At 32.7% G+C, this 26,781-nt stretch carries 42 protein-coding genes and 1 tRNA gene; all 43 read right to left on the reverse strand.

The genetic code is table 11. The features are described from left to right. Positions 1-120 precede the first annotated feature (120 nt). Positions 121-1,512, reverse strand: coding sequence for a class II fumarate hydratase (gene fumC / locus IPK06_08765; protein MBK7980077.1), 1,392 nt, complete (start codon positions 1,510-1,512; stop codon positions 121-123). Positions 1,513-1,529: 17 nt separating this feature from the next. After that, positions 1,530-2,162 (reverse strand): C40 family peptidase, encoded by a 633-nt coding sequence (locus IPK06_08770; GenBank protein MBK7980078.1) that lies wholly within the window; start codon positions 2,160-2,162, stop codon positions 1,530-1,532. Positions 2,163-2,169: 7 nt separating this feature from the next. After that, on the reverse strand, positions 2,170-3,024 hold the full coding sequence (locus tag IPK06_08775) for a sigma-70 family RNA polymerase sigma factor (protein ID MBK7980079.1): 855 nt from the start codon (positions 3,022-3,024) through the stop codon (positions 2,170-2,172). A 14-nt stretch (positions 3,025-3,038) separates the two neighbouring features. Then, entirely contained in the window at positions 3,039-3,302 is a 264-nt protein-coding gene (locus IPK06_08780; protein ID MBK7980080.1) for a EutN/CcmL family microcompartment protein, read from the reverse strand. 2 nt (positions 3,303-3,304) lie between these two features. After that, positions 3,305-3,580, reverse strand: coding sequence for a EutN/CcmL family microcompartment protein (locus IPK06_08785; protein ID MBK7980081.1), 276 nt, complete (start codon positions 3,578-3,580; stop codon positions 3,305-3,307). Positions 3,581-3,675: 95 nt separating this feature from the next. Beyond that, entirely contained in the window at positions 3,676-4,836 is a 1,161-nt protein-coding gene (locus IPK06_08790) for a phosphopentomutase (protein MBK7980082.1), read from the reverse strand. A gap of 11 nt (positions 4,837-4,847) precedes the next feature. Further along, complete coding sequence (locus IPK06_08795) at positions 4,848-6,725, reverse strand: GAF domain-containing protein (protein ID MBK7980083.1); 1,878 nt, start codon at positions 6,723-6,725, stop codon at positions 4,848-4,850. A gap of 78 nt (positions 6,726-6,803) precedes the next feature. Further along, the gene (locus IPK06_08800) at positions 6,804-7,385 is read right to left on the reverse strand and encodes a YihA family ribosome biogenesis GTP-binding protein (protein MBK7980084.1); all 582 of its coding nucleotides are present in this window, start codon (positions 7,383-7,385) and stop codon (positions 6,804-6,806) included. 51 nt (positions 7,386-7,436) lie between these two features. After that, a complete protein-coding gene (gene rplQ, locus IPK06_08805) occupies positions 7,437-8,195 on the reverse strand; it encodes a 50S ribosomal protein L17 (protein MBK7980085.1) in 759 nt (252 codons plus the stop codon). A gap of 20 nt (positions 8,196-8,215) precedes the next feature. Continuing rightward, positions 8,216-9,211, reverse strand: a complete 996-nt coding sequence (locus tag IPK06_08810) for a DNA-directed RNA polymerase subunit alpha (protein ID MBK7980086.1) — start codon at positions 9,209-9,211, stop codon at positions 8,216-8,218. 37 nt (positions 9,212-9,248) lie between these two features. Then, entirely contained in the window at positions 9,249-9,860 is a 612-nt protein-coding gene (gene rpsD / locus IPK06_08815) for a 30S ribosomal protein S4 (protein ID MBK7980087.1), read from the reverse strand. A gap of 19 nt (positions 9,861-9,879) precedes the next feature. Continuing rightward, positions 9,880-10,266 carry a 30S ribosomal protein S11 gene (gene rpsK, locus IPK06_08820; GenBank protein ID MBK7980088.1) on the reverse strand — a complete coding sequence of 129 codons (387 nt, stop codon included), beginning with the start codon at positions 10,264-10,266 and terminating at the stop codon, positions 9,880-9,882. Positions 10,267-10,293: 27 nt separating this feature from the next. Then, entirely contained in the window at positions 10,294-10,674 is a 381-nt protein-coding gene (gene rpsM, locus IPK06_08825; protein MBK7980089.1) for a 30S ribosomal protein S13, read from the reverse strand. Positions 10,675-10,698: 24 nt separating this feature from the next. Next, positions 10,699-10,812 (reverse strand): 50S ribosomal protein L36, encoded by a 114-nt coding sequence (rpmJ, locus tag IPK06_08830; protein ID MBK7980090.1) that lies wholly within the window; start codon positions 10,810-10,812, stop codon positions 10,699-10,701. Positions 10,813-10,822: 10 nt separating this feature from the next. Beyond that, a complete protein-coding gene (infA, locus tag IPK06_08835; GenBank protein ID MBK7980091.1) occupies positions 10,823-11,041 on the reverse strand; it encodes a translation initiation factor IF-1 in 219 nt (72 codons plus the stop codon). Then, positions 11,041-11,802 carry a type I methionyl aminopeptidase gene (gene map, locus IPK06_08840; GenBank protein ID MBK7980092.1) on the reverse strand — a complete coding sequence of 254 codons (762 nt, stop codon included), beginning with the start codon at positions 11,800-11,802 and terminating at the stop codon, positions 11,041-11,043. Before map ends, infA begins: the two co-directional genes overlap by 1 nt. A gap of 9 nt (positions 11,803-11,811) precedes the next feature. After that, positions 11,812-13,149, reverse strand: coding sequence for a preprotein translocase subunit SecY (gene secY, locus IPK06_08845; protein MBK7980093.1), 1,338 nt, complete (start codon positions 13,147-13,149; stop codon positions 11,812-11,814). Further along, complete coding sequence (gene rplO / locus IPK06_08850) at positions 13,149-13,610, reverse strand: 50S ribosomal protein L15 (GenBank protein MBK7980094.1); 462 nt, start codon at positions 13,608-13,610, stop codon at positions 13,149-13,151. The genes secY and rplO overlap by 1 nt, the downstream gene beginning before the upstream one ends. A 10-nt stretch (positions 13,611-13,620) precedes the next feature. Then, on the reverse strand, positions 13,621-13,806 hold the full coding sequence (gene rpmD / locus IPK06_08855) for a 50S ribosomal protein L30 (GenBank protein ID MBK7980095.1): 186 nt from the start codon (positions 13,804-13,806) through the stop codon (positions 13,621-13,623). Between the two features lie 12 nt (positions 13,807-13,818). Continuing rightward, positions 13,819-14,325: a 30S ribosomal protein S5 gene (rpsE, locus tag IPK06_08860; protein MBK7980096.1), complete on the reverse strand. Its 507-nt coding sequence runs from the start codon at positions 14,323-14,325 to the stop codon at positions 13,819-13,821. Between the two features lie 28 nt (positions 14,326-14,353). After that, a tRNA-Gln gene (locus tag IPK06_08865) sits at positions 14,354-14,424 on the reverse strand. 4 nt (positions 14,425-14,428) lie between these two features. Further along, positions 14,429-14,782, reverse strand: a complete 354-nt coding sequence (locus IPK06_08870; protein MBK7980097.1) for a 50S ribosomal protein L18 — start codon at positions 14,780-14,782, stop codon at positions 14,429-14,431. A gap of 15 nt (positions 14,783-14,797) precedes the next feature. Continuing rightward, positions 14,798-15,334 (reverse strand): 50S ribosomal protein L6, encoded by a 537-nt coding sequence (rplF, locus tag IPK06_08875; protein ID MBK7980098.1) that lies wholly within the window; start codon positions 15,332-15,334, stop codon positions 14,798-14,800. A 21-nt stretch (positions 15,335-15,355) separates the two neighbouring features. Next, positions 15,356-15,751: a 30S ribosomal protein S8 gene (gene rpsH, locus IPK06_08880; GenBank protein MBK7980099.1), complete on the reverse strand. Its 396-nt coding sequence runs from the start codon at positions 15,749-15,751 to the stop codon at positions 15,356-15,358. Between the two features lie 18 nt (positions 15,752-15,769). Next, positions 15,770-16,039 (reverse strand): 30S ribosomal protein S14, encoded by a 270-nt coding sequence (gene rpsN, locus IPK06_08885; protein ID MBK7980100.1) that lies wholly within the window; start codon positions 16,037-16,039, stop codon positions 15,770-15,772. A 12-nt stretch (positions 16,040-16,051) separates the two neighbouring features. Further along, the gene (gene rplE, locus IPK06_08890) at positions 16,052-16,678 is read right to left on the reverse strand and encodes a 50S ribosomal protein L5 (protein ID MBK7980101.1); all 627 of its coding nucleotides are present in this window, start codon (positions 16,676-16,678) and stop codon (positions 16,052-16,054) included. A 24-nt stretch (positions 16,679-16,702) separates the two neighbouring features. Further along, positions 16,703-17,029, reverse strand: a complete 327-nt coding sequence (rplX, locus tag IPK06_08895; GenBank protein MBK7980102.1) for a 50S ribosomal protein L24 — start codon at positions 17,027-17,029, stop codon at positions 16,703-16,705. Positions 17,030-17,040: 11 nt separating this feature from the next. After that, positions 17,041-17,409, reverse strand: a complete 369-nt coding sequence (rplN, locus tag IPK06_08900; GenBank protein ID MBK7980103.1) for a 50S ribosomal protein L14 — start codon at positions 17,407-17,409, stop codon at positions 17,041-17,043. A gap of 26 nt (positions 17,410-17,435) precedes the next feature. Next, a complete protein-coding gene (gene rpsQ, locus IPK06_08905) occupies positions 17,436-17,693 on the reverse strand; it encodes a 30S ribosomal protein S17 (protein MBK7980104.1) in 258 nt (85 codons plus the stop codon). Positions 17,694-17,719: 26 nt separating this feature from the next. After that, positions 17,720-17,926 carry a 50S ribosomal protein L29 gene (gene rpmC / locus IPK06_08910; GenBank protein ID MBK7980105.1) on the reverse strand — a complete coding sequence of 69 codons (207 nt, stop codon included), beginning with the start codon at positions 17,924-17,926 and terminating at the stop codon, positions 17,720-17,722. Between the two features lie 18 nt (positions 17,927-17,944). Beyond that, on the reverse strand, positions 17,945-18,361 hold the full coding sequence (gene rplP, locus IPK06_08915; GenBank protein MBK7980106.1) for a 50S ribosomal protein L16: 417 nt from the start codon (positions 18,359-18,361) through the stop codon (positions 17,945-17,947). A gap of 21 nt (positions 18,362-18,382) precedes the next feature. Then, complete coding sequence (gene rpsC / locus IPK06_08920; protein ID MBK7980107.1) at positions 18,383-19,024, reverse strand: 30S ribosomal protein S3; 642 nt, start codon at positions 19,022-19,024, stop codon at positions 18,383-18,385. Then, positions 19,025-19,384, reverse strand: coding sequence for a 50S ribosomal protein L22 (gene rplV / locus IPK06_08925; protein ID MBK7980108.1), 360 nt, complete (start codon positions 19,382-19,384; stop codon positions 19,025-19,027). Between the two features lie 17 nt (positions 19,385-19,401). Further along, the gene (gene rpsS, locus IPK06_08930; GenBank protein MBK7980109.1) at positions 19,402-19,692 is read right to left on the reverse strand and encodes a 30S ribosomal protein S19; all 291 of its coding nucleotides are present in this window, start codon (positions 19,690-19,692) and stop codon (positions 19,402-19,404) included. A gap of 8 nt (positions 19,693-19,700) precedes the next feature. Then, positions 19,701-20,528 (reverse strand): 50S ribosomal protein L2, encoded by an 828-nt coding sequence (gene rplB / locus IPK06_08935; GenBank protein MBK7980110.1) that lies wholly within the window; start codon positions 20,526-20,528, stop codon positions 19,701-19,703. 23 nt (positions 20,529-20,551) lie between these two features. Next, the gene (gene rplW, locus IPK06_08940; GenBank protein MBK7980111.1) at positions 20,552-20,845 is read right to left on the reverse strand and encodes a 50S ribosomal protein L23; all 294 of its coding nucleotides are present in this window, start codon (positions 20,843-20,845) and stop codon (positions 20,552-20,554) included. A 15-nt stretch (positions 20,846-20,860) separates the two neighbouring features. Continuing rightward, positions 20,861-21,487, reverse strand: coding sequence for a 50S ribosomal protein L4 (rplD, locus tag IPK06_08945; GenBank protein MBK7980112.1), 627 nt, complete (start codon positions 21,485-21,487; stop codon positions 20,861-20,863). Between the two features lie 14 nt (positions 21,488-21,501). After that, on the reverse strand, positions 21,502-22,125 hold the full coding sequence (rplC, locus tag IPK06_08950) for a 50S ribosomal protein L3 (GenBank protein ID MBK7980113.1): 624 nt from the start codon (positions 22,123-22,125) through the stop codon (positions 21,502-21,504). Between the two features lie 12 nt (positions 22,126-22,137). Beyond that, entirely contained in the window at positions 22,138-22,446 is a 309-nt protein-coding gene (gene rpsJ / locus IPK06_08955; GenBank protein ID MBK7980114.1) for a 30S ribosomal protein S10, read from the reverse strand. Positions 22,447-22,505: 59 nt separating this feature from the next. Further along, a complete protein-coding gene (gene tuf, locus IPK06_08960; protein ID MBK7980115.1) occupies positions 22,506-23,714 on the reverse strand; it encodes an elongation factor Tu in 1,209 nt (402 codons plus the stop codon). 39 nt (positions 23,715-23,753) lie between these two features. Beyond that, positions 23,754-25,853 carry an elongation factor G gene (gene fusA, locus IPK06_08965; GenBank protein ID MBK7980116.1) on the reverse strand — a complete coding sequence of 700 codons (2,100 nt, stop codon included), beginning with the start codon at positions 25,851-25,853 and terminating at the stop codon, positions 23,754-23,756. 18 nt (positions 25,854-25,871) lie between these two features. Beyond that, complete coding sequence (gene rpsG, locus IPK06_08970) at positions 25,872-26,339, reverse strand: 30S ribosomal protein S7 (protein ID MBK7980117.1); 468 nt, start codon at positions 26,337-26,339, stop codon at positions 25,872-25,874. A gap of 3 nt (positions 26,340-26,342) precedes the next feature. Continuing rightward, entirely contained in the window at positions 26,343-26,720 is a 378-nt protein-coding gene (locus tag IPK06_08975; protein MBK7980118.1) for a 30S ribosomal protein S12, read from the reverse strand. Positions 26,721-26,781: the final 61 nt, after the last annotated feature.

Raw genomic sequence — 26,781 nt, forward strand, 5'->3', positions numbered from 1 at the left:
TCTGAATATGTTAGAATTTACCAAATGTAAAATTACCAATTTAGAGATAAATAAATATTATAATTTAACAGGAATATAAGAGATAAAAAAAGAGCTGCTCTTTATAAGCAGCTCATAATTTTATGATTTTGGTCCTATCATACTTTCCGGACGAACAAATTGTTTAAATTGCTCGGAAGTTAAAAGTCCCAGGGCAACTGCAGCTTCTTCTAATGTTGAATTTTCGGCATGTGCTTTTTTTGCTATCTTTGCCGCATTATCATATCCTACGTGCGGATTAAGCGCGGTTACCAGCATTAGCGAATTAGTTAGATGTTTTTGAATATTAACAATATTAGCTTCAATTCCAACTACACAATGATCGGTAAAACTTTCGCAAGCATCTGAAAGTAATTTTATTGATTGTAGTAAATTATAAATCATTACTGGTTTAAAAACGTTAAGCTCAAAATTACCGCTAGCGCCGCTGAAATTTATAGTTGTATCATTTCCCATTACTTGAGCGCAAACCATGGTCATTGCTTCGGACTGAGTTGGATTAACTTTTCCCGGCATAATTGAACTTCCCGGTTCATTCTCCGGTAATGATAATTCACCAATTCCGCATCTTGGACCTGAACCAAGCCAGCGAATATCATTTGCGATTTTCATTAAAGAAGAGGCTAAGGTTTTTAAAACTCCGCTTGTTTCAACTATTGCATCATGAGCAGCCAATGCTTCAAATTTATTTGGCGCGGAAGTAAATTTATTTCCGGAAATTTCTGTAATTTTTTTAGCTGCCAAATCAGCAAATTTAACGTGGGTGTTTAATCCTGTTCCTACCGCGGTTCCGCCTAATGCCAATTCAGATAATCTTGGCAAACAGCCATCAATTCTATCAAGACCATAACTTAGCTGCTGCACATATCCTGAAAATTCTTGGCCAAGTGTTAATGGAACAGCATCCATTAAATGCGTTCTTCCGATTTTTATTACTCCCATAAATTCTTCGGATTTAAGTTTTAATGCGTCTCTAAGTTTTGTAACCATTGGAATTAATCTTCTGTTAATTTCTTCTACAGCTGCTATGTGCATTGCCGTTGGAAAAGTATCATTTGATGATTGAGCCTTATTTACATCATCGTTAGGATGAATTGGTTTCTTACTGCCGATTATTCCACCAGCTAATTCAATAGCCCTATTTGATATCACTTCATTAGCATTCATATTTGTTTGTGTACCACTTCCGGTTTGCCAAACAACAAGCGGGAAATGCTCGTCTAATTTTCCTTCAATTACTTCTTGTGCGGCTTGAGAAATTAAACTTGCTTTTTCCTCGCTTAGCATTCCCAATTCTTGATTTACTAATGCAGCAGCTTTTTTTAAAATTCCCAAAGCTCTTATCATTTCTCTTGGAAATCTTTCTCCGCCAATTTTAAAGTTCATAGTTGATCGCGCGGTCTGAGCTCCATAATATTTATCAGACGGGACTTGGACTTCGCCCATTGTGTCAGTTTCAATTCTAAATTCCATAAAAACTCCAATATTAATTATTTTTTTATTGTTACTCTGTTTGCACCAACGTATCTTTTAAAGTAATACTCTTCGTTTAATGAAGAAATAATAACTCCACTTGATGTACTTGCATGAGCAAACAAATCATCGTTTAAATATATTCCAACGTGTCCTGGAAAATTTTTTCTCGAGGTATTAAAATAAACCAAATCGCCAAATTTTAACAACGTTTTATCGCTAAATACTTCATTGATTTTATATTGTTCTCTCGCGGTTCGCGGAAGTTCAACATTCAAGGAATTAAAATAAACTGTTTTCGTAAATCCTGAGCAATCGAATCCATCTTGCGAAGTACCTCCTCTGCGATACGGAGAATTTAAATATTTAACAATTTCGTCTAAAAATTTTTCTTTTTTATTATTCGATTCAATACTTGAGTAAAGTTTATCGATTAAAGATTTTTCGTCATATTCTGCTTTATTTGTTGAAATCTTAGGTATGTCTTCTTCTTCAATTTCTTGATTTATACGCGGCAGATCAGAAGGTTTGTTAATTTTTACAACTTTGGGAATATCTTTTTTTTCTAAATTTATTGATGCACAAGAACTAAATATTATTGCGAATATTATAATTAGAAATAGTTTTAATTTTTCTAAATTCTTCTGCATTATTTAATTAACCAAGATAGGCTCTCAAATTTTTACTTCTTGATGTATGCCTTAATCTTCTTATGGCTTTTTCTTTTATTTGTCTTACTCTTTCTCTTGTTAAATTAAATTGTTCGCCGATTTCTTCTAAGGTAAGAGCATGTTCACCGTCAAAACCAAAATATAAACGAATTACTTCGGATTCTCTTTCCGTTAATGTCGATAAAGCTCGTTCAATCTCATTCTTTAACGAATCGGACATTAATGAATTATCCGGTAACGGATTTTCATCGCTTTCTAAAATATCAAGTAAACTATTTTCTTCGCCTTGCGTAAACGGCGCATCCATTGAAACATGTCTGTTAGACATCTTCAATGTTTCCGATACTTCTTCCAAATCCATTTCCAATTCATTCGCTATTTCAGCAGCGGTTGGTTCACGCTCATATTCTTGTTCTAGGCTGTTATAAGCTTTCCCAATTTTATTTAGCGCTCCGACTCTATTAAGCGGGAGTCTAACAATTCTTGATTGTTCTGCCAATGCTTGAAGAATTGATTGTCTTATCCACCAAACTGCATAAGAAATAAATTTAAAACCTCTTGTTTCGTCAAATCTTTTTGCGGCTTTAATTAATCCCAAATTACCTTCATTTATTAAATCACCTAAGGATAATCCTTGATTCTGATACTGTTTGGCAACACTAACGACAAATCTTAAATTTGCTTTTACCAATTTTTCCAACGCAACTTGATCGCCGTGTTTTATCCTAATTGAATAATCAATTTCTTCATCAGCATTTAACAATTCTACTTTCCCGATTTCCTGCAAATATTTATCGAGAGAATGGCTGTCACGGTTTGTAAATTGCTTAGAGATCTTCAAAGGTTTTTCCTAATTTATTCAACATGTATTGTATCAACTATTCCAACAATAGCCGCATCAACGGGACCTTTTACAGGCAATGGAATAATTGCTTCACTAGAAGTAGCATAAAAAATCACTTCGCCAGGTCCAGCGCCAATTGTATCAACGGCAATAATGGGATCCCCTATTTTTTCCATCATTGAATTTATGGGCTGAACTAGCTGCATTTTAAAACTTTTCAAAGTCTCGTATTTACGAGTTGCCCAAATTGTTCCTATTACTTTTCCCAATAACATTTTTATTCTTTAACTGAAACGTCTAATTTATCAACAATTGCCATAATAACTGCGTCAACCGGTTTATCCTTTGTTTGAGCTGTAGCTCTTGCAGAACTTCCCGTTGCATATAAAACAGTTTCACCAACACCGGCGCCAACAGAATCAACGGCTACAATAAAATTATTTTTTGGCTTATATTCTAAATCTAATTCTTTAACAATAAGAAATTTTGAACCGACTAATTTTTCATCCTTTCTAGTTGACCAAACTGTACCAATTACCTTTCCCAATACCACAATTAATTTCCTATATTTTATGAATATACAATAATAATATTAACTTCTTTATTTAAATTTTTCAAGCCTGATAAATTATTCAAAGATTTTTCTTTTTAAATTAAAAAACTTTCTCCCGGAAAATTATTTTTTATCTTATAAAAATCTGCGATTGTTTTAGCCGCATCCGCAAAAGTTTTCCTAATTCCTAAATCTTCAGATCTTTTATTTTTACCAAAAAACAATAATGGGACATATTCTCTGCTATGATCTGTGCTTACAGTTGTCGGGTCATTTCCATGATCCGCAGTAATAATCAATCTATCCGTTTCATCTAATTGATCAATAATTTTAGGCAGGAAATTATCAAAATCAATTAATGCGTTGTGAAAACCAATCGGATCATTTCGATGTCCGTAATAAACGTCAAAATCAACTAGGTTAATAAAAATTAAGCTGTTTTTTTCATTTCTTAAAGCTTCAATAATTTTTTCCATTCCTTCTTTATTTGATTTGGATTTAACTTGCTTTCTAATTCCACTGTAATTAAAAAGGTCGTTTACTTTTCCTATAGCAACCGTGTTTATATCATTATTATAAAGTAAGTTAAGAATTGTATCCGAAGGCGGATTTAATGAAAAGTCTTTTCTATTTGTTGTTCTGGTAAAATTACCAACATTGCCTATAAAAGGTCGAGCAATAATCCTTCCTACAGCATGTTCATTGATACAGATCTTTTTTCTTGTGGATTCACAAATTTCATATAATCTTTTTATCGGAATTACTTCTTCGTGCGCGGCAATTTGAAACACAGAATCTGCTGAAGTATATACAATTGGATATCCGGTTTTTAAATGTTCTGCTCCAAATTCATCAATAATTTGTGTTCCTGAAGCCGGTTTATTTGAAAGATAACCTTTTAAATTATTTTCAGATAAAAACTTTTTCATTACGTCATCCGGAAAACCGTTGGGGTAAGTCGGAAATTCAAAATCAATAATCAAACCGCCAATTTCCCAATGTCCGGTTGTTGAATCTTTTCCGGTTGAAACTTCTTTCATTTTGCCGAAAGATGCAATTGGGTTTTTAACCGAAGGGAATTTTGCAATTTCAATTATATTCGCCAAACCAAATTTTTGCAGATTGGGTAGGTTTAATCCTTCAACAATTTTCGAAATATTACCAAGTGTATTACTTCCTTTATCACCAAATTTTTCGGCATCCGGTAATTCGCCAATTCCAACACCATCTAAAATTACCAATAAAAAATTATTCAAATTTTTTCCAATCAGTTTATACTTTTGACTGTATTGCCGCCTTTTTGAATTGCTTTATTTAACGCTAATTCAGCATTTTTCAAAACTTCTTCAACTTCCGTTTTCTTATGCGCGGAAGCAACTCCTATTGAAACCGTAAATGTTGTTTGTTTTGAAACAACAGAAATTGGTTTACGGGCAATTTTAATTCGTAATTTTTCCGCCCAAAGAAAAACATCTTTTGTTGATGCATTAAAGAAAAATACGCCGAATAATTTTTCATTTAATCTTCCAATAATGTTTAGCGGACTAATTTCAGATCTAATAGCTTCATTTATTGATGTTAACACTTTAGGAAAAGGATCAGTTTCAAACAATGAGCGTTCTTCTAAAAATTCATCGATTTGAATTAATGCCAATGCGCTTGGAGCATCAAATTCTCTTGCTTTAATTAAGTCCGATTCAATATTTTTTACAAATGCATCGTAAGTAAAGGCTCTTGTCTCAACATCAACGCTTAATAATTTTTTCAAAATTGTATGTGTGGAATATGTATATACGAAAAATGAAAAGATTTTAACGGCATTTCTTAAAAACTTAATATCTGAATTTGTATATATTTTTTTCTTCAAACTTTCAAAACATAATACGCCAAAATTCTGACTGTCATAAACTAAAGGTAGGGCGAGGAATGAGCCTCCTAAGCCGACATCTTCATTTTTAATAAATCTAGTAAATTGATTTGCCGCTGTATCCTCAATGTTGACGGGCATTCCGCTCAATATTGCTTTACCTATAATTGTTCCTTCAAGTTCTATTTCCAAATTTTCGCCAATATATTTTAATGACGTTTTGTTATCAACTTTTGTAACAATAAATTTTTGTTTAGTTGGTTCAAAATAGACAAAACTGAAAGCATCATAGTGTATTAGATTTTTTATTGTCGAGTCAATTGTTTCTATTATATCTTTTTCATTATCAAATTTCCTTTCGGATTTGAGAATGTTCAATAACGTTTCCAATCTTTGTTCTGCCGTTGTTCCAGAGAATTTTTCATCAAACAAAGAAATGATAATTGCAATAATTCTTACAAAGCGACCTAATGAATAAACCGTTTCAATTCCAAATGCGTCCGGTGCTTTTGAATCAACAACTAAAACTCCAGCAAGTGATTTTGCGTAGAAAAGCGGGACACCTACTAAACTTTTTATTCCCTGTGGATTATCATAATATCTAATAACGTCCATTTCTGCATTTGGAGAAATTTCTGTTAAGTGAACGGGTTCTTCATTGTTAACAATTTTACTTATGATGTCATCTTCAAGCGGAAAATTCTTTTTTGTTATTGAATCGGCAGAATTGCTGAAGAATTTTTGTAAAGTTAAATCCTGCCTAGTTTCATTATACCAAAAGAAAATAACGGTATTTGCTAAATATGCATCCTTAATTACATTTAAAATTTTCTCTAATACAAATAAAAATTGTTCATCGCTGTTAATATCGGTTGGCAGTTCTTCTTTTATTATTTTACCGAATTGTTCTTTAACTTCTTCAGGATCAATAGCATTCTTCAATCCGGTATTTAAAACTTGTTTGTAATTTTCTTCTGTAATTACAGAGCCGGTTGTTTTTTTCGAAATGATTTTAACATCGTCGTTGTAATCAGATTCGTATGAACTATCAGAATATTTTTCGTTTTCTTCCTCGCTGTTCGAATAATTGTCATCCTCTGCAAGAATGTCTCTTATTCTTACTGAATCTCTTAAAAAAATGATAAATGCGACATATACAACAAGAATTCCCGCAGATATAGATTTAATTATTATATCTTCGGATAATAGCGGAATTATTGCCAGAAGCGGAATAATTGAAAATATTAAAATTCTTTTTTTATTTCTTGAACTAAACATTGTTTACATTTACTCACAAGACGGAAAAACAAAATTTTATTTATCCAATAATAATAATAAAAGTTTTTATAAATAGCATTACAGGAATAATTTAGACAGCCTTATTTCAACTTCTTTCTTACCTATATTTTTTAGAGCCGAATAAAAAAAGAGATTATCTCCTAAACTCAACTCTGGGAATGCCGCAACCACATTTTTAACTGCTTTAGATTTTTCCGATTGATTTAATTTATCAACTTTTGACAAAATGACAATATTCGGTATTTCTCTTTCAAGAAGCAATGAATTTAATAAAATATCAAGTTCGGTTGGTTTATGTCTGCTGTCAATCAAATGCAAAGCAAGAGAAATATTCCTGCTATTATTTAAAAACTCATTTATTAATTTCTGCCATTTATTTTTTTCGGCAATTGAAATTTTTGCATAACCATAACCCGGCAGATCTACCATATAAAATTTATTTTCCACAAAATAGTAATTTATTGATCTGGTCTTTCCCGGAGTTGAACTGGTTTTGGCAATATTCTTTTGCTTAGCCAAAGAATTAATGAACGAAGATTTTCCAACATTAGAACGCCCGCATAAAACTATTTCGGGGATACTATCTTTTGGAAGATGTTTAATTTCAAAAATTGAATAAGTAAATTTTATATCAAGCATAAATAAAAAGAGCAGCCAGAAGCTGCTCTCAAAATTAAAATTTTTTATAAGTTAACTTTTAGCTTTTCCGCCAATTAATTCATCCTGCAGTTTTTTTAGTTCATCCCATTTACCATCTGCGGCTAATTTGGATTGTACAGGCCATGTTTCAGGATCATGAGATTTGAATTTACTTCCTGCATCATAAAGAATTTCTCTTAATTTAACAACTTCGGTATCTGCCAATTGCGCAAAAGTTGTTATTCCAGCATTAACTAACAATTCGGAGATTTTAGGACCGATTCCTTCTACCTTTGTTAAATCGTCTGAATTTTTACTATCAGCGGTATTTTCTTCAACTACTTCTGCGTCAACTTCTTCAACATGTGCAGGAGCAGCTTTAGCTTCTACTTTAGCTTTTTGTTTAGGCTCTGATTTTTTCTTTGGTGATTTAGCTTTAGCGGTATTAATATCGTTATAATCAACTAATTCAATAATCGCCATTTCCGATGCATCGCCCAATCTATTGCCTAATTTAACAATTCTGGTATAACCGCCGGGCCTGTCAGCAACCTTTTTAGCAACTTCAACAAACAATTCTTTAATTATTTCTTTATCATTAATATGCCTGGCAACTAATCTTCTTGAATGAACGGTATCATCTTTTGCTTTGGTAATTAATGGTTCAACAAATAATCTTGCTTGTTTAGCTTTAGCAAGTGTTGTAGTAATTTTCTTATGTTTAATCAAAGCAGATGCTAATGAACGCAAAGTTGCGGTTCTGTGAGAAGCAGTTCTACCAAGTTTATTTCCTTTAACTTTATGTCTCATCTATCAACCTTTTACAGAAATTAATTATTATCAGATTTATCGTTAATATATTTGTCTACATCCATTCCAAATTCTAAATTATACTGTTCGACAATTTCCATCAACTCTGCAAGTGATTTTCTTCCAAAGTTTCTGAATTTCAACATTTCACTTTCATCTTTACGAACCAGATCGCCCATTGTTTTAATATTTGCTGCTTTCAAACAATTATGAGATCTTACGCTCAATTCCAAGTCATCTACATTTGTTGTAAGAATTTTTCTAATTCTTTCAAATTCAAGATCTTTTTCGTTATCAACTTTGTCTTCTTCTTGTTCAACGTCAAAATTGATAAACATATTTATATGATCTCTAAGAATTACACCGGCACCTGACATTGCTTCTTCTGGAGTGATAGAGCCGTCTGTCAGTACTTCTAATGTTAATTTTTCGTATTCATTGCTTTCACCGATTCTAACATTTTCAATGTCATATTTAACATTTTCAATTGGCGAAAAAATTGAGTCAATTGGAATAATACCTATTGTTTGATCGGGAATAACTTGTTTGGATGCCGGAACATATCCTTTGCCATATCCAAATCTTACTTCCATAATTAATTTTGCACCATCGCTCAATGTAGCAATATGTTCATCCGGATTTAAGATTTCAATATCTGGACAGCTTTTTAATAAATCTCCGGCTTTAAATTCGCATGGACCGGTTAATGTTATATCAAGCTTGTTTGTCTGTTTATTAATAACGGTTATTCTTACTTTTTTTAAGTTCAATATAATTTCAGCAACATCTTCAACAACACCCGGAACAGTCGTAAATTCGTGCAATACTCCATCAATCTTAATTGCTGTAATTGCTGCACCTGTTAAAGAAGAGAGTAAAACTCTTCTAAACGCGGTTCCCAATGTAACTCCAAAACCTCGTTCTAAAGGCTGTATAGTAAATTTGCCGTATTTCTGAGATGATGAAGTTTCATCTAAAATAACACCATCAGGCATTTTAATAAAGGGATAACTCATTTAATATCCTCTAATTTGAATTTCAATTTAATTACAATTATTTTGAGTATAACTCAACAATCAATTGTTCGTTTACATTTATTGGAATTTCACTTCTTTCAGGTAAGTTTAATAATTTGCCGGAAAGATTTGCTTTTTCAACTTCAACCCATTCATATGGATTAGATTTTCTTATCCTTAAAGCATTGTGAAAAACATCCATTTTTTTACTTTGGTCTTTAACACTTATTACATCGCCCACTTTTAACGTATATGATGGAATATTAACAAGTTTACCATTTACATTAAAATGTCTGTGTAAAACCAATTGACGAGCTTGAGCTCTTGAATTTGCAAATCCTAATCTAAATACCGTATTATCAAGTCTTCTTTCTAATAATTGCAATAAATTTTCACCAGTAATACCACGCATTCTTTCAGCTTTTTTGAAAAGATTTCTAAATTGTCTTTCAAAAAGTCCGTACATGATTTTCAATTTTTGTTTTTCTTTAAGCTGTAAACCGTAATCAGAAACTCTCTTTCTACCGGCACCATGTTGACCGGGGCCATATGGTTTATTGCTTAAAACTTTATCAAATTTAGGGTTACCGAAAATATTCTCGCCAAACTTTCTTACCAATTTAGCTTTTGGACCAGTATATCTTGCCATCTATATTGTTTCCTTTTAATTAAACTCTTCTACGTTTTGGTGGTCTACATCCATTATGAGGAATTGGTGTTATATCTTTAATTGACATAATATGCAATCCAGCTGTATTAAGTGCTCTTATTGCAGCGTCTCTACCAGAACCAGGACCTTTAATAAATACATCAACTCTCTTCAATCCAAGATCATAAGCTTCTTTGGCAGCAACTTCGGATGTAACTTGTGCGGCAAAAGGAGTATTTTTTCTTGATCCTTTAAATCCATTTTTACCGGCAGATGACCAAGAAATTGTATTTCCGTATACATCTGTAATTGTTACAATAACATTGTTAAAAGATGCTTTAATATGCGCTACACCAACCGCATCAACATGAATTTTTTTCTTTGATTTCCTTGTAACTTTAGCCAAGTCTTAAACTCCTTAAAAATAAATTATTTACTTAAGAGCCGGTTTTTTCTTGCCAGCAACTGTACGCTTTTTACCTTTTCTGGTTCTTGCGTTTGTTTTTGTTCGCTGACCTCTAACTGGTAAACCTCTTCTGTGTCTTATTCCTCTGTAACTACCAATATCCATCAATCTTTTAATGTTTTGTTGAACCTCGCTTCGTAAAGCGCCTTCTACTTTAAGTTCAGCTGTCATTATAGATCTTATTTTTGCGACTTCTTCTTCTGTTAAGTCAGCAATTCTTTTGTGTGGATCAACTTTTGCTTTTTCCAAAATTGATAAGGAAGTATGTCTTCCAATACCATAGATGTAAGTTAATCCTATAAAAGTTTTTTTCTGTTTTGGTAAATCAATTCCTGCGATACGAGCCAAACTATTTATCTCCTAAAATTTGGTTTAACCTTGTCTTTGTTTATGTTTTGGATTCTTGCAAATTACTCTTACAGATCCATTTCTTTTAATAATTTTACAATTATCGCACATTTTCTTTACAGATGCTCGAACTTTCATTATAGCTCCGTTATTTATACCTGTATGTTATTCTACCCTTGTTCAAATCATAAGGTGATAATTCAATTGCTACTTTATCACCAACTAAAATTTTAATAAAATGCATTCTCATTTTGCCGGAAATATGTGCTAAAATTTCATGACCATTTTCAAGCTTAACCTTAAAATGAGCATTAGGCAATGTTTCTGTAATAATTCCGTCTACTTTAATTGAATCTTGTTTTGCCATTAACACACTGATAATATTTCTGGAAATCCGTTTGTTATTGCTATTGTATGTTCAAAATGAGCCGATGCTTTTCCGTTTTTTGTAACTACGGTCCATCCATCCGGTTTTACTCTAACTTCATAAGTTCCAATATTAATCATTGGTTCTATTGCCAGAGTCATTCCATTCTTTATTTTTGCACCGCTATTTAACTTTCCGAAATTTGGTATTTGGGGATCTTCATGTAAATATTTCCCAACACCATGTCCGCATAAATCTCTAACAATAAAAAAACCGTTTCCTTCAACATAATCTTGAATTGCAAAAGAAATATCGCCAATTCTATTATTTTCTTTTGCCTGCTCAATCCCTATATATAAGGATTTTTCAGATACATCTAGCAGTGATTTTATTTCATACGATATTTTGCCAACAGCAACTGTTAAAGCTGCGTCTCCAAAATATCCGTTCTTTTTAACACCAACATCAATTGATAAAATATCACCATCGGATAATGTTTTATTGCTCGGAATACCGTGCACTACTTCATCATTAATTGAAGAACAAATTGTTCCCGGAAAATCTATTGATCCGGCTTGTGAATACCCTTTAAATGCCGGTATTGCATTGTTGCTTAATATATAATCTTCAGCAATTTTATCTAACTCTAAAGTTGTTTTACCAACTTTCGCATAACTTTTTACTAACTGCAAAGTTTCAGCAACTAACTTTGAACTTTCCCTAATAAAATCGATTTCTTTTTTGCTTTTAATTAAAATCACTAATTAAAATTACCTTCTGCCCTTAATTTTACCCGATTTCATAAATCCATCATAATGACGCATCAATAAGTGTGACTCAATTTGCTGCAAAGTATCTAAAGCAACGCCAACTAATATAAGCAAACTCGTTCCGCCAAAAAATGATGCAAATGATCCTGAAACACCTAACTTAGAAATAAATGCCGGCAAAATAGCGATGATAGCTAAAAATATTGAACCAGGTAAAGTTATTTTTGTTAAAATATTATCAATAAACTCCGAAGTATGTTTGCCTGGTCTAATGCCCGGAACAAACCCGCCTTGCTTTTTCATTGTTTCAGCAACTTCTTGCGGATTAAATGCAATAGCAGTATAAAAATAAGTAAAGAACACAATAATTATTGCATAAATTATTGAATATGTAAATGAAGTATAGTGAAAATATTCTACTACACCTTGTATAAATTCATTATCCGGAAAAAATGATAATATTGTACTTGGGATAAACATAATTGCTTGCGCAAAAATAATTGGCATTACTCCGGCCGTATTTACACGTAATGGAATATATTGTGTTACTCCTCCGTATACTTTTCTTCCAACAACTCTTTTAGCATATTGAACAGGAATTCTTCGTGTACCTTGAGTTACTAAAACAATTCCAGCAATAATAAAAACCATAAACGTAATAATAGCAATTTCAACGATTATATTTCTTGTTCCAGCACTAATTAACCTAAATTCATCTAATATTGCGAATGGTAACCTATTTATAATATTAATAAATATTATTAGCGATATACCGTTTCCAATTCCCTTTTCAGTTATTTGTTCACCCATCCACATCATAAATATTGTACCGGCAACCAAAATAATGACCGAAGAAAATACAAATCCAAAACCTCGAATTTCTTCAGGAACAACTGAAACACCGTTAAATGATAAATTTAGAATAACTCCGGTAACAACTCCAATTGCTTGGAATAATGAAATAATTACGGTTCCATAACGAGTTAACTGCGTTATTTTCTTTCGACCTTCTTCGCCTTCTTTTTGTAATTTTTGGAAATATGGTATTACAGCTCCACCTAACTGAATAATGATTGAAGCTGAAATGTACGGCATAATTCCTAATGCAAAAATTGCGGCGTTTGAAAATGCACCACCGGCAAACATATCATATAAACCGAGCAAATTATCTGAGGTTTTATTTGCCATTGCTTCAGATAAAAGATATGAATCTATACCCGGTAAAGTAATATGTGCGCCAACTCTAACAATAATTAATAATCCTAAAGTATAGAGAATACGATCTCTCAGTTCATGGATTTTAAAAATGTTACGGAAAGTATCCTGAATTTTGCTCATTAATCTTTAATCTCGTTTAGTTTTCCACCAGCAGCTTCAATTTTTTCTTTTGCAGATTTGCTGAAATATTTTGCATCAACGCTCAATTTTGCTGTTAACTGGCCATTACCTAAAATTTTGTAGGGTTCATTAATATTTTTAATTAAACCATTCTTATGCAGAATTTCTGCATTTACAGAATCTTTTATTTTCTTTGAATCAAAAAGCTTTTGTAAAACTTCAACATTTACAGGTTGGTAATAAATTTTAAATATGTTTTTAAAACCTCTTTTTGGAACGCGTCTTTGAAGAGGCATTTGTCCGCCCTCAAACCAGGATCTATATTTACTTCCTGAACGAGATTTTTGTCCGTTCATACCTCTAGTTGCAGTTCCACCGTGTCCGCTACCTTGACCTCTACCAACTCTCTTTCTCTTTTTAACTGAACCATCTGCGTGTTTAAGATTACTTAAAATATCCATTATATAATCCTTAATCTTCTATTTCTTCGAACTTTAATAAATGTTTTACTTTATTTACCATTCCTCTAATTTGAGGAGTATCCTTATGGATTTTACTATAGTTAGGTCGTCCTAATCCTAAAGCTTTAATTGTATCTTTTTGATCTTTTGGTCGATCAATAACACTTTTTGTTTGCGTAATCTTTATTTTCATCAAAATGATTCCCTATTAAACAGTAAATAACTGATTAATTTCCATATTTCTTTTTGCGGCCATTGTTCTTGCATCAATAAGATTTAATAATCCGTACAAAGTTGCTTTAACTTGATTATGAGGATTACTTGATCCTAATGATTTTGTAAGAATATCTTGAGCTCCGGCCATTTCTAAAACCGCTCTAACTCCACCGCCGGCAATTAAGCCTGTACCTGGAGAAGCCGGTTTAAGTAAAACTTTTCCCGCACCGAATTTTCCAATAATAGTATGTGGAATTGTACCTTTGTGTAAAGAAACTCTATAAACATTTTTCTTTGCATCATCTATTCCTTTTGAAATAGCATCAGTAACTTCATTAGCTTTACCAAGACCTATTCCTACGTGTCCATCTCCATCACCAACAACTACAATTGCGTTAAAGCTAAATCTTCTACCGCCTTTAACAACTTTAGCAACTCGATTGATATGAACGACCTTTTCTTTTAGTCCTTCTAATCCACTTACTTTCTTATACTTCAATTTTTAACTCCTTAATTTCAAAATTTTGTTGCCGGAAGAGGATTCGAACCTCTACAGACGGCGTCAAAGACCGTTGTCCTACCGTTAGACGATCCGGCATTTGTTAAAATTTTAATCCGCCTTCTCTTGCACCTTCGGCAACTGCCTGAATTCTACCATGATATCTGTAGCCTGATCTATCAAATACAACGGTACTTATGCCTTTTTCTATTGCTTTCTGTGCTAAATATTTACCAACTAATTTACTTTTGGAAATTTTAGTCTTTGATTTACCAATTTCTTCTTTAATTTCTTTAGATAAAGAAGACGCAGAAACTAAAGTTGTTCTGTTAACATCGTCAATAATTTGAGCATAAATTTGATTTAAACTTCTAAAGACAGCTACTCTTGGTCTTTCCGTAGTTCCGGAAATTTTTTTACTGATTCTAATTTTATTTTTTAATCTTTTTTCTTTCATTTTAATTCCTAAACCTTATTTACCGGCAGTTTTACCAGCTTTTCTAATAATAGTTTCGTTAGAATATTTAATACCTTTTCCTTTATAAGGTTCCGGCTTTCTAATTGATCTTATTTTTGCGGCTATTTGACCAACTAATTCTTTATCACATCCGGAAATTTTTATTTGAGTAGGTGTTACAACTTCAAGTTTAATTCCATCCGGGGGAATAAAAAGTATTGGGTGCGAATATCCGATTGTTATAAGAACATTCTTTTCTTTTTGTTCTGACTTGTATCCAACACCAACAATATCCAATGTTTTTGAAAACCCTTGTGTAACTCCTTCAACCATATTGTTAAGAAGTGCTCGAGTAAGACCATGTAATGCTCTATTTTCTCTCAAATCGTTTGGTCTTGTTACAATTAATTCAGAACCTTCTATATCAATTTTTAAATTTGGATGAAATGATTTTTCAAGTTCACCTAATTTTCCTTTAACTTTAATTGAATTTCCTTTTCTCGAAATTTCAATATCACTAATATTTATTGGTTTTTTACCAATTCTTGACACTTTATTTCTCCGTAACTTAAATTACCAAATATGACAAATTATTTCGCCGCCAACAGATTCTTTTTTAGCTTGCTTATCAGACAATAATCCTTTCGAAGTGGAAATTATTGCCAATCCTAATCCATTTAATACTCTCGGAATATCATCCTTCTCACAGTAAATTCTTAATCCCGGTGTGCTGATTTTTTTCAATCCGGTAATTGCGGGTTGTCCGCCGCTGTATTTCAAGAGAATTCTAATTGAATTTTGTTTGTTATCTTCAACAACATTAAAATCCTTAATAAAATTTGTTTCCTTTAAGATTTCACTCATTCTTACTTTCATTTTAGAAGAAGGAATATCAACAAATTTCTTTTTTGCGTTGATAGCATTTCTTACTCTTGTCAAAAAATCTGATATCGGATCTGTAACTGCCATTAAACTTATCTCCTTCTTTTACCAACTTGCTTTTTTAATTCCAGGAATTTCGCCTCTTAGAGCCATCTCTCTAAACACCAATCTGGATATTCCAAATTTTCTTGAGTATGCTCTTGGTCTGCCAGTAATAACACATCTATTTCTTAATCTTATTGGTGATGAGTTTCTGGGTAACTTTTGAAGTTCATCCCATTCACCTTTTTCCTTCAATTCTTTTCTTAATGCCGCGTATTGTTCAACTAACTTTTTTCTTTTGTTTTCTCTGGCTAATAGACCTTTTCTTGCCATAAAATTCCCTAATTATGCGTTATTAATTTCTTTTTTCTTAAATGGAAATCCAAATGATTTCAACAATTCATATGCTTCTTGATCATTTTTTGATTTTATTACAAAAGTTATATCCATTCCAAGTACTCTTGTAACCCTATCAATATTGATTTCAGGAAAGATAATTTGTTCTTTAATACCTAAAGTATAATTACCTCTTCCGTCAAACGATTTATCTGATACGCCTCTAAAGTCTCTAATTCTTGGCATTGCAATAGTCAACAGACGATCTAAAAATTCATACATTCTATCACGTCTTAAAGTAACTTTTGCGCCTATTTTCATGCCTTGTCTTAACTTAAAGTTAGAGATAGCTTTTTTAGCGGATCTAACACTGGCTTTTTGACCGGTTATTGTTTCAAGATCTTTTACAGCTTCTTCTAAAACTTTAGAATCTTGTACGGCTGCCCCAAGTCCCATATTAACAACTATTTTTTCAAGTTTTGGAACCTGCATAATGCTTTTAAAGGAATATTGTTTGAATAAAGCGGGAACAATTTCACTTTTATATTTTTCATAAAGTCTAGGCGAAACCTTGGTTTCAACTGCTTTTTCTTTTACTTCTTCTTTTTTTGCTGCTTTTTTAGTTTTTTCTGCCATTTTTTTCTCAATAGTCATTTAAGTTTATGACAACATTTCTCCACTTGATTTACTTACTCTAGCTGATCTTTTTTTACCGGTTTTATCGTCAATTATAATTTTTTTGCCAATACGAGATGGTTTGTTTGTTTTTGGATCCAAAAACATAACATTAGAAGAATGAATTGGCGCTTCTTTTTCAATAATTCCACCTTGTGGATTTTTCTGGTTTGCTTTAGTATGACGTTTTCTCAAATTAACGCCTTCTACAATCACTCTGTCTTTTTTTGGAAATACTTTGAGAACTTTACCGGTTTTGCCTTTAAAGTTACCAGAAATTACAATTACATTATCTTCTTTTTTAACTCTCATTAAAATCCTCTTTATAATACTTCAGGTGCTAATGAAATAATTTTCATAAATTTTTTATCTCTTAATTCTCTGGCAACAGGACCAAAAATTCTAGTTCCTCTTGGTTCATCTTGCGCATTTAGTAAAACAGCCGCATTTTCGTCAAATCTAATATAAGATCCATCGGGGCGTTTAACTTCTTTTTTTGTTCTAACTATTACGGCTTTAGAGACTTCGCCTTTTTTAACGCCGGCATTAGGTAACGCAGTTTTAACAGAAACCACAATAAGATCACCAACGCTTGCATATCTTCTATTGCTGCCGCCTAAAACTCTAATACATCTTACTTTTTTTGCACCGGAGTTATCAGCAACTACTAAATTTGTTTCTTCTTGTACCATTTGAAATTAAATCCCCTATACAAACCTTATTTAGCTTTTTCAATTATTTCTACTAGACGCCATTTTTTTTTCTTACTTAATGGTCTTGTTTCCATTATTTTTACTGTATCACCAATTCCGCATTCATTTTTTTCATCATGAGCCATATACTTCGCAGTTTTCTTAAAATATTTCTTGTAAAGTGGATGAGCAACTTTTCTTTCCATTGAAACAATAATGCTTTTGTCCATTTTAGAACTGACAACTATTCCAACTTTTGTTTTTCTTAAATTGCGATTTTCCATTTATTAAAAATTACTCCCTAATTATTTTATTTTTTTTCTGATGCTTTTAGTTGTCTTTCTCTTAAGAGAGTTTTCATTTTTGCAATGTCTTTTTTTACAGATTTTAATTTAGATGTATTTGTTAAATTTTTAAGCTCATGTTGGAACTTTAAATCAACTAAATTATTTTCTTCTTCTTTGATTCTTTTTACTATTTCTTCTTCAGACATTTCAGCTATTTCATACATTTTCATTTTATATACGCCTTACATTTATTCAAAATCTGGTCTAGAAACAACTTTTGTTTTTATTGGCAATTTATGTGATGCAACACTTAATGCTTCAATAGCTAATTCTTTTGAAACGCCGCCAACTTCAAACATAATTCTACCGGGTTCAACTGGTGCAACCCAAAATTCAGGAGCGCCTTTACCTTTACCCATGCTTGTTTCAAGAGGTTTTTTAGAAACTGGTTTTGTTGGAAAAATTTTAATCCACACTTTTCCGTCTCTTTTCATTTTTCTAGTTATTGCAATTCTGCATGCTTCTATCTGTCTGCTTGTTATCCAAGCCGGTTCAAGTGCTTTTAAGCCCATATCTCCAAAAGCTACACGAGCGCCTCTGGTTGCTTTTCCCTTCATTTTATTGCGTTGGGCTTTTCTAAATTTTACTCTTTTTGGCATTAACATAAAATAAAACTCCTAATTATCTTATTCGGTTACTCTTTTACCTAAAATTTCACCGCGACAAATCCAAACTTTAACTCCAATTGCGCCGTAAATTGTATGAGCAGTTGTTGAAGCATAATCAATATCTGCTCTAATTGTATGCAAAGGAATTCTTCCTTCTTTATATTGCTCTGTACGAGCCATTTCAGCACCACCCAATCTTCCAGAACACATTACTCTTATTCCTTCGGCACCCATTCTCATAGATGAAGTAATAGCTTGTTTCATTGCTCTTCTAAAAGAAACTCTTCCTTTTAATTGTGTCGCAATATTTTCTCCCACCAAATAAGCATCTAATTCTGGTCTCTTAATCTCATTTATCTGAACTTTAACATCTTTATTTATAACTTTTTTCAATTCTTGTTCTAACTGCGAAATTTCTTTACCGCTTTTACCAATCACAACTCCAGGTCTTGAAGTGTGTATAGTAAGAATAACATTTTTTGAAGTTCTACTAATAATAATTCTCGAAACACCAGCTTTTGTTAATCTCTGTTTTATATATGATCTTATTTCTTTATCTTCCTTTAATTTGGAAGCGTAGCTTTTACTTTCATACCAGTTCGATTCCCAACCACGAATTTTTCCTACCCTTAGACCTATTGGATTTGTTTTCTGACCCAATTAACCCTCCTGCACTTGATTTTTTAAAGCTACAACAATTGTAACGTGATTAGATCTTTTTATTTTTCTGTAAGCTCTACCCATAGGAGCCGGTAAAATTCTCTTAATTGAAGGTCCTTCATTTACATAAGCTTCTTTAACATATAAATCACTCGGTTCATGTTTAGACTGCTCATCTTTATTAAATAAGTTTGATATAGCTGATCTTAATACCTTTTCGGCATCTTTTGAAGGATGCTTCGGATTGAAATGCAATAATTCAATTGCCTTATCAACAGATTTTCCTCGAATAAGATCAATTACTAATCTCATCTTTCTTGGCGATGTGCCAATGTATTTGTGCGTAGCTTTTGCTTCCATTAAAATTTTCCTCAAACCTATTTTTTCATTTTTGAAGCTTTTTCAGCTTTAGTTCCCGGGTGACCTCTAAATATTCTTGTTGGAGAAAATTCACCCAACTTATGTCCAACCATATTTTCAGATATATAAACAGGAATCATCTTATTTCCATTGTGTACTGCTATTGTATGACCAACAAACTCTGGAGAAATTGTACTTGATCGAGACCAAGTTTTGATGATTTTCTTTTGTCCGGATTGATTCATTGTTTGAACTTTTGCAAGTAATTTTAAGTCAATAAATGGACCTTTTTTAACCGATCTTGGCATAGTTTACTCTAGCTTTTTCTTCTTTTTATAATAAATTTATTTGAACTATTTACAACTTTTCTAGTTTTCAAACCCTTAGCTTTTTGTCCCCATGGTGAAACCGGATGACCGCCGCCTGAAGTTTTTCCTTCACCACCGCCCATTGGATGATCTACTGGGTTCATGGCAACACCTCTAACTTTTGATCTTCTTCCAAGCCATCTTGTTCTTCCTGCTTTACCAAGACTAATATTCTCATGCGATGAATTTCCAACAGTACCATAGGTAGCTTTACATTCAACGCTTACCAATCTAATTTCGCCGGAAGGCATTTTTAACTGAGCGTAATTTCCTTCTCTAGCAGTCAATTGAATTTCTGCACCAGCCGATCTTCCGAGCTGACCACCTTTTCCAGGTTTCAATTCAACATTATGAATAACACTACCTAATGGAAGGTCTTTTAATTTTAACGCATTGCCAATTCTAATTTCGCTGCCTTCACCCGATTGTACGGTGCTTCCAACAGTTAAACCATTTGGAGCTAAGATATATCTTTTTTCGCCATCAATGTAATGCAGCAAAGCAATTCTTGCAGATCTATTCGGATCATATTCTATTGAAAATACTTTTGCAGGAATTCCATCTTTATCGCGCTTAAAATCAATTATTCTATATTTTCTTTTATGTCCGCCACCAATATGACGTGATGTTACTCTACCAAGATTATTTCTTCCTCCAGATTTATTTAACGAAGAAGTTAAAGATTTTTCCGGACTGGTTTTTGTGATTTCCTCAAAATTGGAAACCGACATAAATCTTGTTCCTGGTGTATTTGGTTTATATTTTCTAATAGCCATTATTAAGTTACTCCGATACTAAACTATGCTTCACCAAACAAATCAATAGTTTGACCTTCTTTTAAAGTTATAATTGCTTTTTTATATTCTGCAGTTCTGCCTTCAAATCTACCTTTTCTGGTAAATTGAGTTTTTCTTTTACCTTTGTATTTAATTGTATTTACTTTTTCAACATCAACATTAAATTTTGTTTTAATTGCTTTGGCAATTTCAATTTTATTTGCATTAACATTTACAACAAAACCGTATTGTTTTTTCTCTTCGGTTAAAGCGTTCATCTTTTCTGTTATTAAAGGTCTTATAAGTACGTTTCTCATTTTTTACCAAAATTTTTAATTTAAAATCTTTTCTATTTTTTCAATAGCGCCTTTTTGAACCAATAAAATCTGATTGTTCAAAAGATCGTATGTTGATGCATTTATTGCTTCTAAAATCTGAACTTTATTTAAATTTCTACCTGACTTATAAACGTTTTCCAAATTATCGTTAGTAAGTAGTAATGTTTTTTTGCCGTTTACATTCAAAGATTTCAAAATAGTTAAAAATTCTTTTGTCTTTGGAGCATCAAAATTGAAATCTTCGACAATAATAATTTGTTCAGCTTTGGCTTTGTAAGACAATGCTGATTTTCTCGCCAATTTATTCACTTTTTTGTTTACTGACTGTGAATAATTTCTTGGTTTAGGTCCAAATATTGAACCGCCGCCAACCCATAAAGGTGATCTAGATGAACCGGCACGAGCACCGCCTCTTCCTTTTTGTTTCCAAGGTTTTTTACCTCCGCCGTTTACTTCACTTCTTTCTTTAGCTTTGTGAGTTCCTTGTCTCTTGTTAGCAAGATGCGCCTTTACCGATAAGTAAATAACATGATCGTTAGGCTCAATTGCGAAAATATTATCATTCAAACTGATTTGTTCACCAGTTTTTGAGCCATCTATTTTATAAACATCTAAATTCATCTGAATACCAAAAATTACTTATTAATTTCTATTAGAGAGTTAATTGCACCAGGAATTGAACCTTTTACCAAAATTAAATTTTTATCTGAAATAATTTTTATAATCTTAACGCTTTTCAAAGTTTTTTTGCTGTTTCCAGTTCTACCGGCCATTCTTTGTCCCTTAAATACTCTTGAAGGGAACGAGCTTGCGCCAATTGAACCGGGAGCTCTTAATCTGTCGCTTTGTCCGTGAGTTGTTCCGCCAACACCGCCAAATCCATGTCTTTTCATTACACCTTGAAAACCTTTTCCTTTGGTATAGCCTGTAACAGTAACTTTATCTCCTTCGTTAAACAAGGTAGTGTTAAGTTCATCGCCAATATTTAATTCATCGATATTAGAGTAATTCTTAAATTCTCTTAAAATTTGAACAGGCTCAGCATCAATTTTTGCATAAAATACTTTTTGTGCATTTGCAATATTTTTTATTTTTCTTTTTCCAAATCCAATTTGAATTGACTTATAACCGTCTTTTTCAATAGTCTTTTTTGCGAATATTTTACAAGGACCAACCTCAAGAACTGTAACAGGTAAAAAGTTACCATCTTGACTAAAGACATTAGTCATTCCAATTTTTTTTCCTAACAAACCTGGCATTTTAATTTCCTATTATAACTTAATCTCTATATCTACTCCCGCCGGTATATCTAATTTACTTAAAGAATCGACGGTTTTATTATTTGAGTTATGAATATCAATTATTCTTTTATGAGATCTAATTTCAAACTGATCTCTAGATTTTTTATCAACGTGTGGCGATCTTAAAACTGTATATATTGTTCTATCGGTTGGAAGAGGAATTGGACCAGAAACAACCGCACCCGTACTTTTAACAGTTTTAATAATTTTATCCGTAGATTTATCAATCAAAATATGATCATATGATTTTAATCTTATTCTAATTTTTTGTCCAGCCACTTTGTCTCCATTTTAACTTGGCTTGAATTTTTTATCCAAGCCAAATTTAATAATATTTATTATTGATAAATTTTTGTTACTAATCCAGCACCAACTGTTCTGCCGCCTTCACGAATAGCGAATCTTAAACCTTCATCCATAGCAATTTCAGTAATTAATTCAACTTTCAAGTTTACTTTATCGCCAGGCATAACCATTTCAGTTCCTTCAGGTAATGTAGCAACTCCTGTTACGTCAGTGGTTCTGAAATAAAATTGAGGTCTATAACCGTTAAAGAAAGGAGTATGTCTTCCACCTTCTTCTTTTGAAAGAATATAAACTTCGCCTTCAAAAATTTTATGAGGAGTAATTGAACCAGTTTTAGCTAAAACCATACCTCTTTGAATTTCATTTTTATCAACACCGCGCATTAAAATACCGGCATTATCACCAGCCATTGCAGCATCTAATTCTTTTCTGAACATTTCAATACCGGTAACAACTGTTTTCTTGTGAACGCCTAGACCAATCAATTCAACTTCTTCACCTAATCTAACTTGTCCTCTTTCAACTCTTCCGGTAGCAACTGTACCTCTACCTGTAATAGAGAAAACATCTTCAACAGGCATAATGAAAGGTTTATCAACGTCTCTTGCAGGTATTGGAACATAAGAGTCAACTGCGTCCATAAGTTCCCAAATACAATTCATTCTTTCATCTGTAGCTGGAATTGAATCGTCACTTGAAGCCTCTAAAGCTTTTAATGCAGAACCTTTAATAATAGGAATATCATCACCAGGGAATTCATATTGTGTCAAAAGTTCTCTTAATTCCATTTCAACTAAATCAATTAATTCTGGGTCATCTACCATGTCTACTTTATTCATAAAAACAACAATTTTCGGTACACCAACTTGGCGAGCTAATAGAATATGTTCTCTAGTTTGCGGCATAGGTCCATCAGTAGCAGCTACAACAAGAATTGCTCCGTCCATTTGAGCGGCACCGGTGATCATGTTCTTTACATAATCTGCGTGACCAGGACAATCAACATGTGCATAGTGTCTATTTGCGGTTGAATATTCAACGTGAGCAGTTGCAATTGTAATACCCCTTTCTCTTTCTTCAGGTGCATTATCAATACTGTCAAAAGTTCTTTTTTCTGAAAGACCTTTTTTTGATAAAGACATTGTAATTGCAGCTGTAAGAGTAGTTTTTCCATGATCAACATGTCCTATAGTACCAATATTGACGTGAGGCTTACTCCTATCAAATTTTTCTTTTGCCATTGATTCTCTCCTTGTTGTTTTCTCTTTTCTAAATTTATATTAACTTGCAGTATTTTTTTTTGATTGTGTTTTTTCTATAATTTCTTGAGCAACCGATTTAGGCACTTCAGAATATCTTGAAAATTGCATCGTATAAATTGCTCTTCCTTGAGTCATTGATCTAACTGTTGTTGCATATCCAAACATTTCGGCCAAAGGAGCAGTTGCTTTAATAACTTGGGCATCTTTTCTGGATATAAATCCTTCTATTTTCCCTCGTCTTGAATTAAGATCGCCCATTACATCACCCAAATATTCTTCAGGTGTTGTTACTTCAACACTCATTAATGGTTCAAGAATTACTGGATTTGCTTTTTTCGCGGCGGCCTTAAATCCCATGGATCCGGCAACTTTGAAAGAAATTTCATCAGAATCCACATCATGATAAGAACCATCAAACAATTTAACTTTAACATCCACTACTTGATAACCAGCTAATACACCATTTTTCATTGCTTCTTGTACACCATTAAGAACAGGATTTATATATTCTTTTGGTACAACACCACCAACAATAGCGTTTTCAAATTCAAAACCTTTTCCGGCTTCATTAGGTGAAACTTCGAGCCAAACGTGACCGTATTTACCTCTACCGCCGCTTTGTTTTACAAATTTACCTTCTGCCTGAACAGTAGAAGAAATTGTTTCTCTATAAGCTACTTGCGGTTTACCAACATTTGCATCAACCTTAAATTCTCTTTTCATTCTGTCAACTAGAATTTCCAAATGCAACTCGCCCATACCGCTAATAAGAGTCTGGTTTGTTTCATCATCAACATTAACTTTAAATGTTGGATCTTCATCTGATAATTTTTGCAATGCTTCCGATAATTTATCTTGATCGGCTTTTGTTTTTGGTTCAATGGCAATTTGAATTACAGGTTCAGGAAATGCCATTTTTTCAAGCATAACCGGATCATCTTCAGAGCATAATGTATCTCCGGTTCTTGTATTTTTAAGTCCAACAAATGCAGCGATGTCACCGGCTCTTACTTCGTCAATATCTACTCTATGATTTGCATGCATTTCTAAAATTCTACCAACTCTTTCTTTTCTATCACTTACAGAATTATATACATATGATCCGGCTTTTAATATACCTGTATAAACTCTTATAAATGTTAACTTTCCAACATAAGGATCAGTCATTATTTTAAAAGCCAGAGCAGTAAATTTCGATTTTTCATCAACTTTTCTTACAACTTTATCATCTTTATGCATATGATGCGCAACTATTTCCGGAGTATCAATTGGTGATGGTAAAAAGTCAACCACCGTATCTAACAATTTTTGAACTCCTTTATTTTTAAAAGATGAACCACATAATACTGGAATTATCTTTAATTCAATTGTAGCGCGTCTTAAAACATTTTTAATTTCAGTTTCAGTAATTTCTTTTCCTTCAAGATATTTTTCAAGCAATGAATCATCAACGTCTGAAACTGCTTCAAGCATTAAAGTTCTATATTTATTTGTCATACCCATTAAATCGGTAGGTATTTCAATATCTTCAAATGTTGCACCTAAAGTATCCTCATTATACATTCTGGCTTTCATTGCTACCAAATCAATAACTCCAGCGAACAAATCTCCTTCGCCAATTGGCAGAGCGATTGGAACTGCATTAGCTCCCAGCCTTTCTTTCATCATATCAACCGCATGATAAAAATCTGCACCGACTCTATCCATTTTATTAACAAATGCTATTCTGGGTACTTTGTATTTATCAGCTTGTCTCCATACAGTTTCTGATTGCGGTTCAACACCTCCAACGGCACAGAACAAAGCAATAGCTCCATCTAAAACTCTTAATGATCTTTCAACTTCAACTGTAAAATCTACGTGGCCAGGTGTATCAATAATATTAATTTGATGCCCTCTCCATTCTGTTGAAGTCGCGGCACTTGTTATAGTAATACCACGTTCTTTTTCCTGCTCCATCCAGTCCATTGTTGCAGCGCCATCATGTACTTCTCCAATTTTATGAACTCTACCGGTATAGTATAGTATTCTTTCTGTTGTTGTAGTTTTACCGGCGTCAATGTGAGCCATGATGCCAATATTTCTAACTTTCGATATTTCTACTCTTTTTGCAGCCATTTAATCTTTATTTATCCTTTACCATTTGAAATGTGCAAATGCTTTATTTGCATCAGCCATTCTATGAACATCTTCTTTTTTCTTTACAGCAGAACCTTCACCATTAGAGGCTGCTAATAATTCGGCAGCTAATTTTGCTGTCATTGTTTTGTCTTTTCTATCTCTTGAATAATTTTTCAACCATCTGAATGCTAAAGCAACTCTTCGTTCAGGTCTAACTTCCATAGGAACCTGATAAGTTGCACCACCAACTCTTCTACTTCTAACCTCAACATAAGGTTGAACATTTGATACCGCTTTCTTAAAAACTTCCAAAGCAGGTTTTTTTGTCTTTTCTTCTAATAGTTCAAAACTTCCATATACAACTTTTCGGGCAACAGTTTTTTTACCATCCCACATAATGTAATTAATAAATTTAGCAACCAATAAATCATTATACTTAGGATCTGGTTTAATGTATCTTTTTTCTGCGCGTCTTTTTCTCATAGTTTATTTCGCTTTTGGTTTTTTAGTACCGTATTTTGATCTTCCTTTTTTTCTTTCATCAACACCGCTTGTATCCAGTGCTCCACGAATAATGTGGTATCTTACTCCAGGTAAATCTTTAATTCTTCCGCCTCTAATAAGAACGATTGAATGTTCTTGTAAATTGTGTCCTTCTCCAGGAATATATGCTGTAACTTCGTTACCATTTGTTAATCTTACTCTTGCAACTTTTCTTAATGCAGAATTTGGTTTTTTAGGAGTAGTTGTATATACTCTTGTGCAAACTCCGCGTTTTTGTGGACAGGCATTTAATGCTGGTGCCTTATTTTTTGCAAGAATTTGTGTTCTACCTTTTCTAACCAACTGACTTATTGTTGGCACTTATCCTCCATTTGCTATGCACTTATAAAAAATTCAGATTCAAAATATAAAAATATCCCTT

It is taken from the genome of Ignavibacteriota bacterium (assembly GCA_016713565.1).
In the GTDB taxonomy this organism is placed as follows: Bacteria; Bacteroidota; Ignavibacteria; order Ignavibacteriales; family Melioribacteraceae.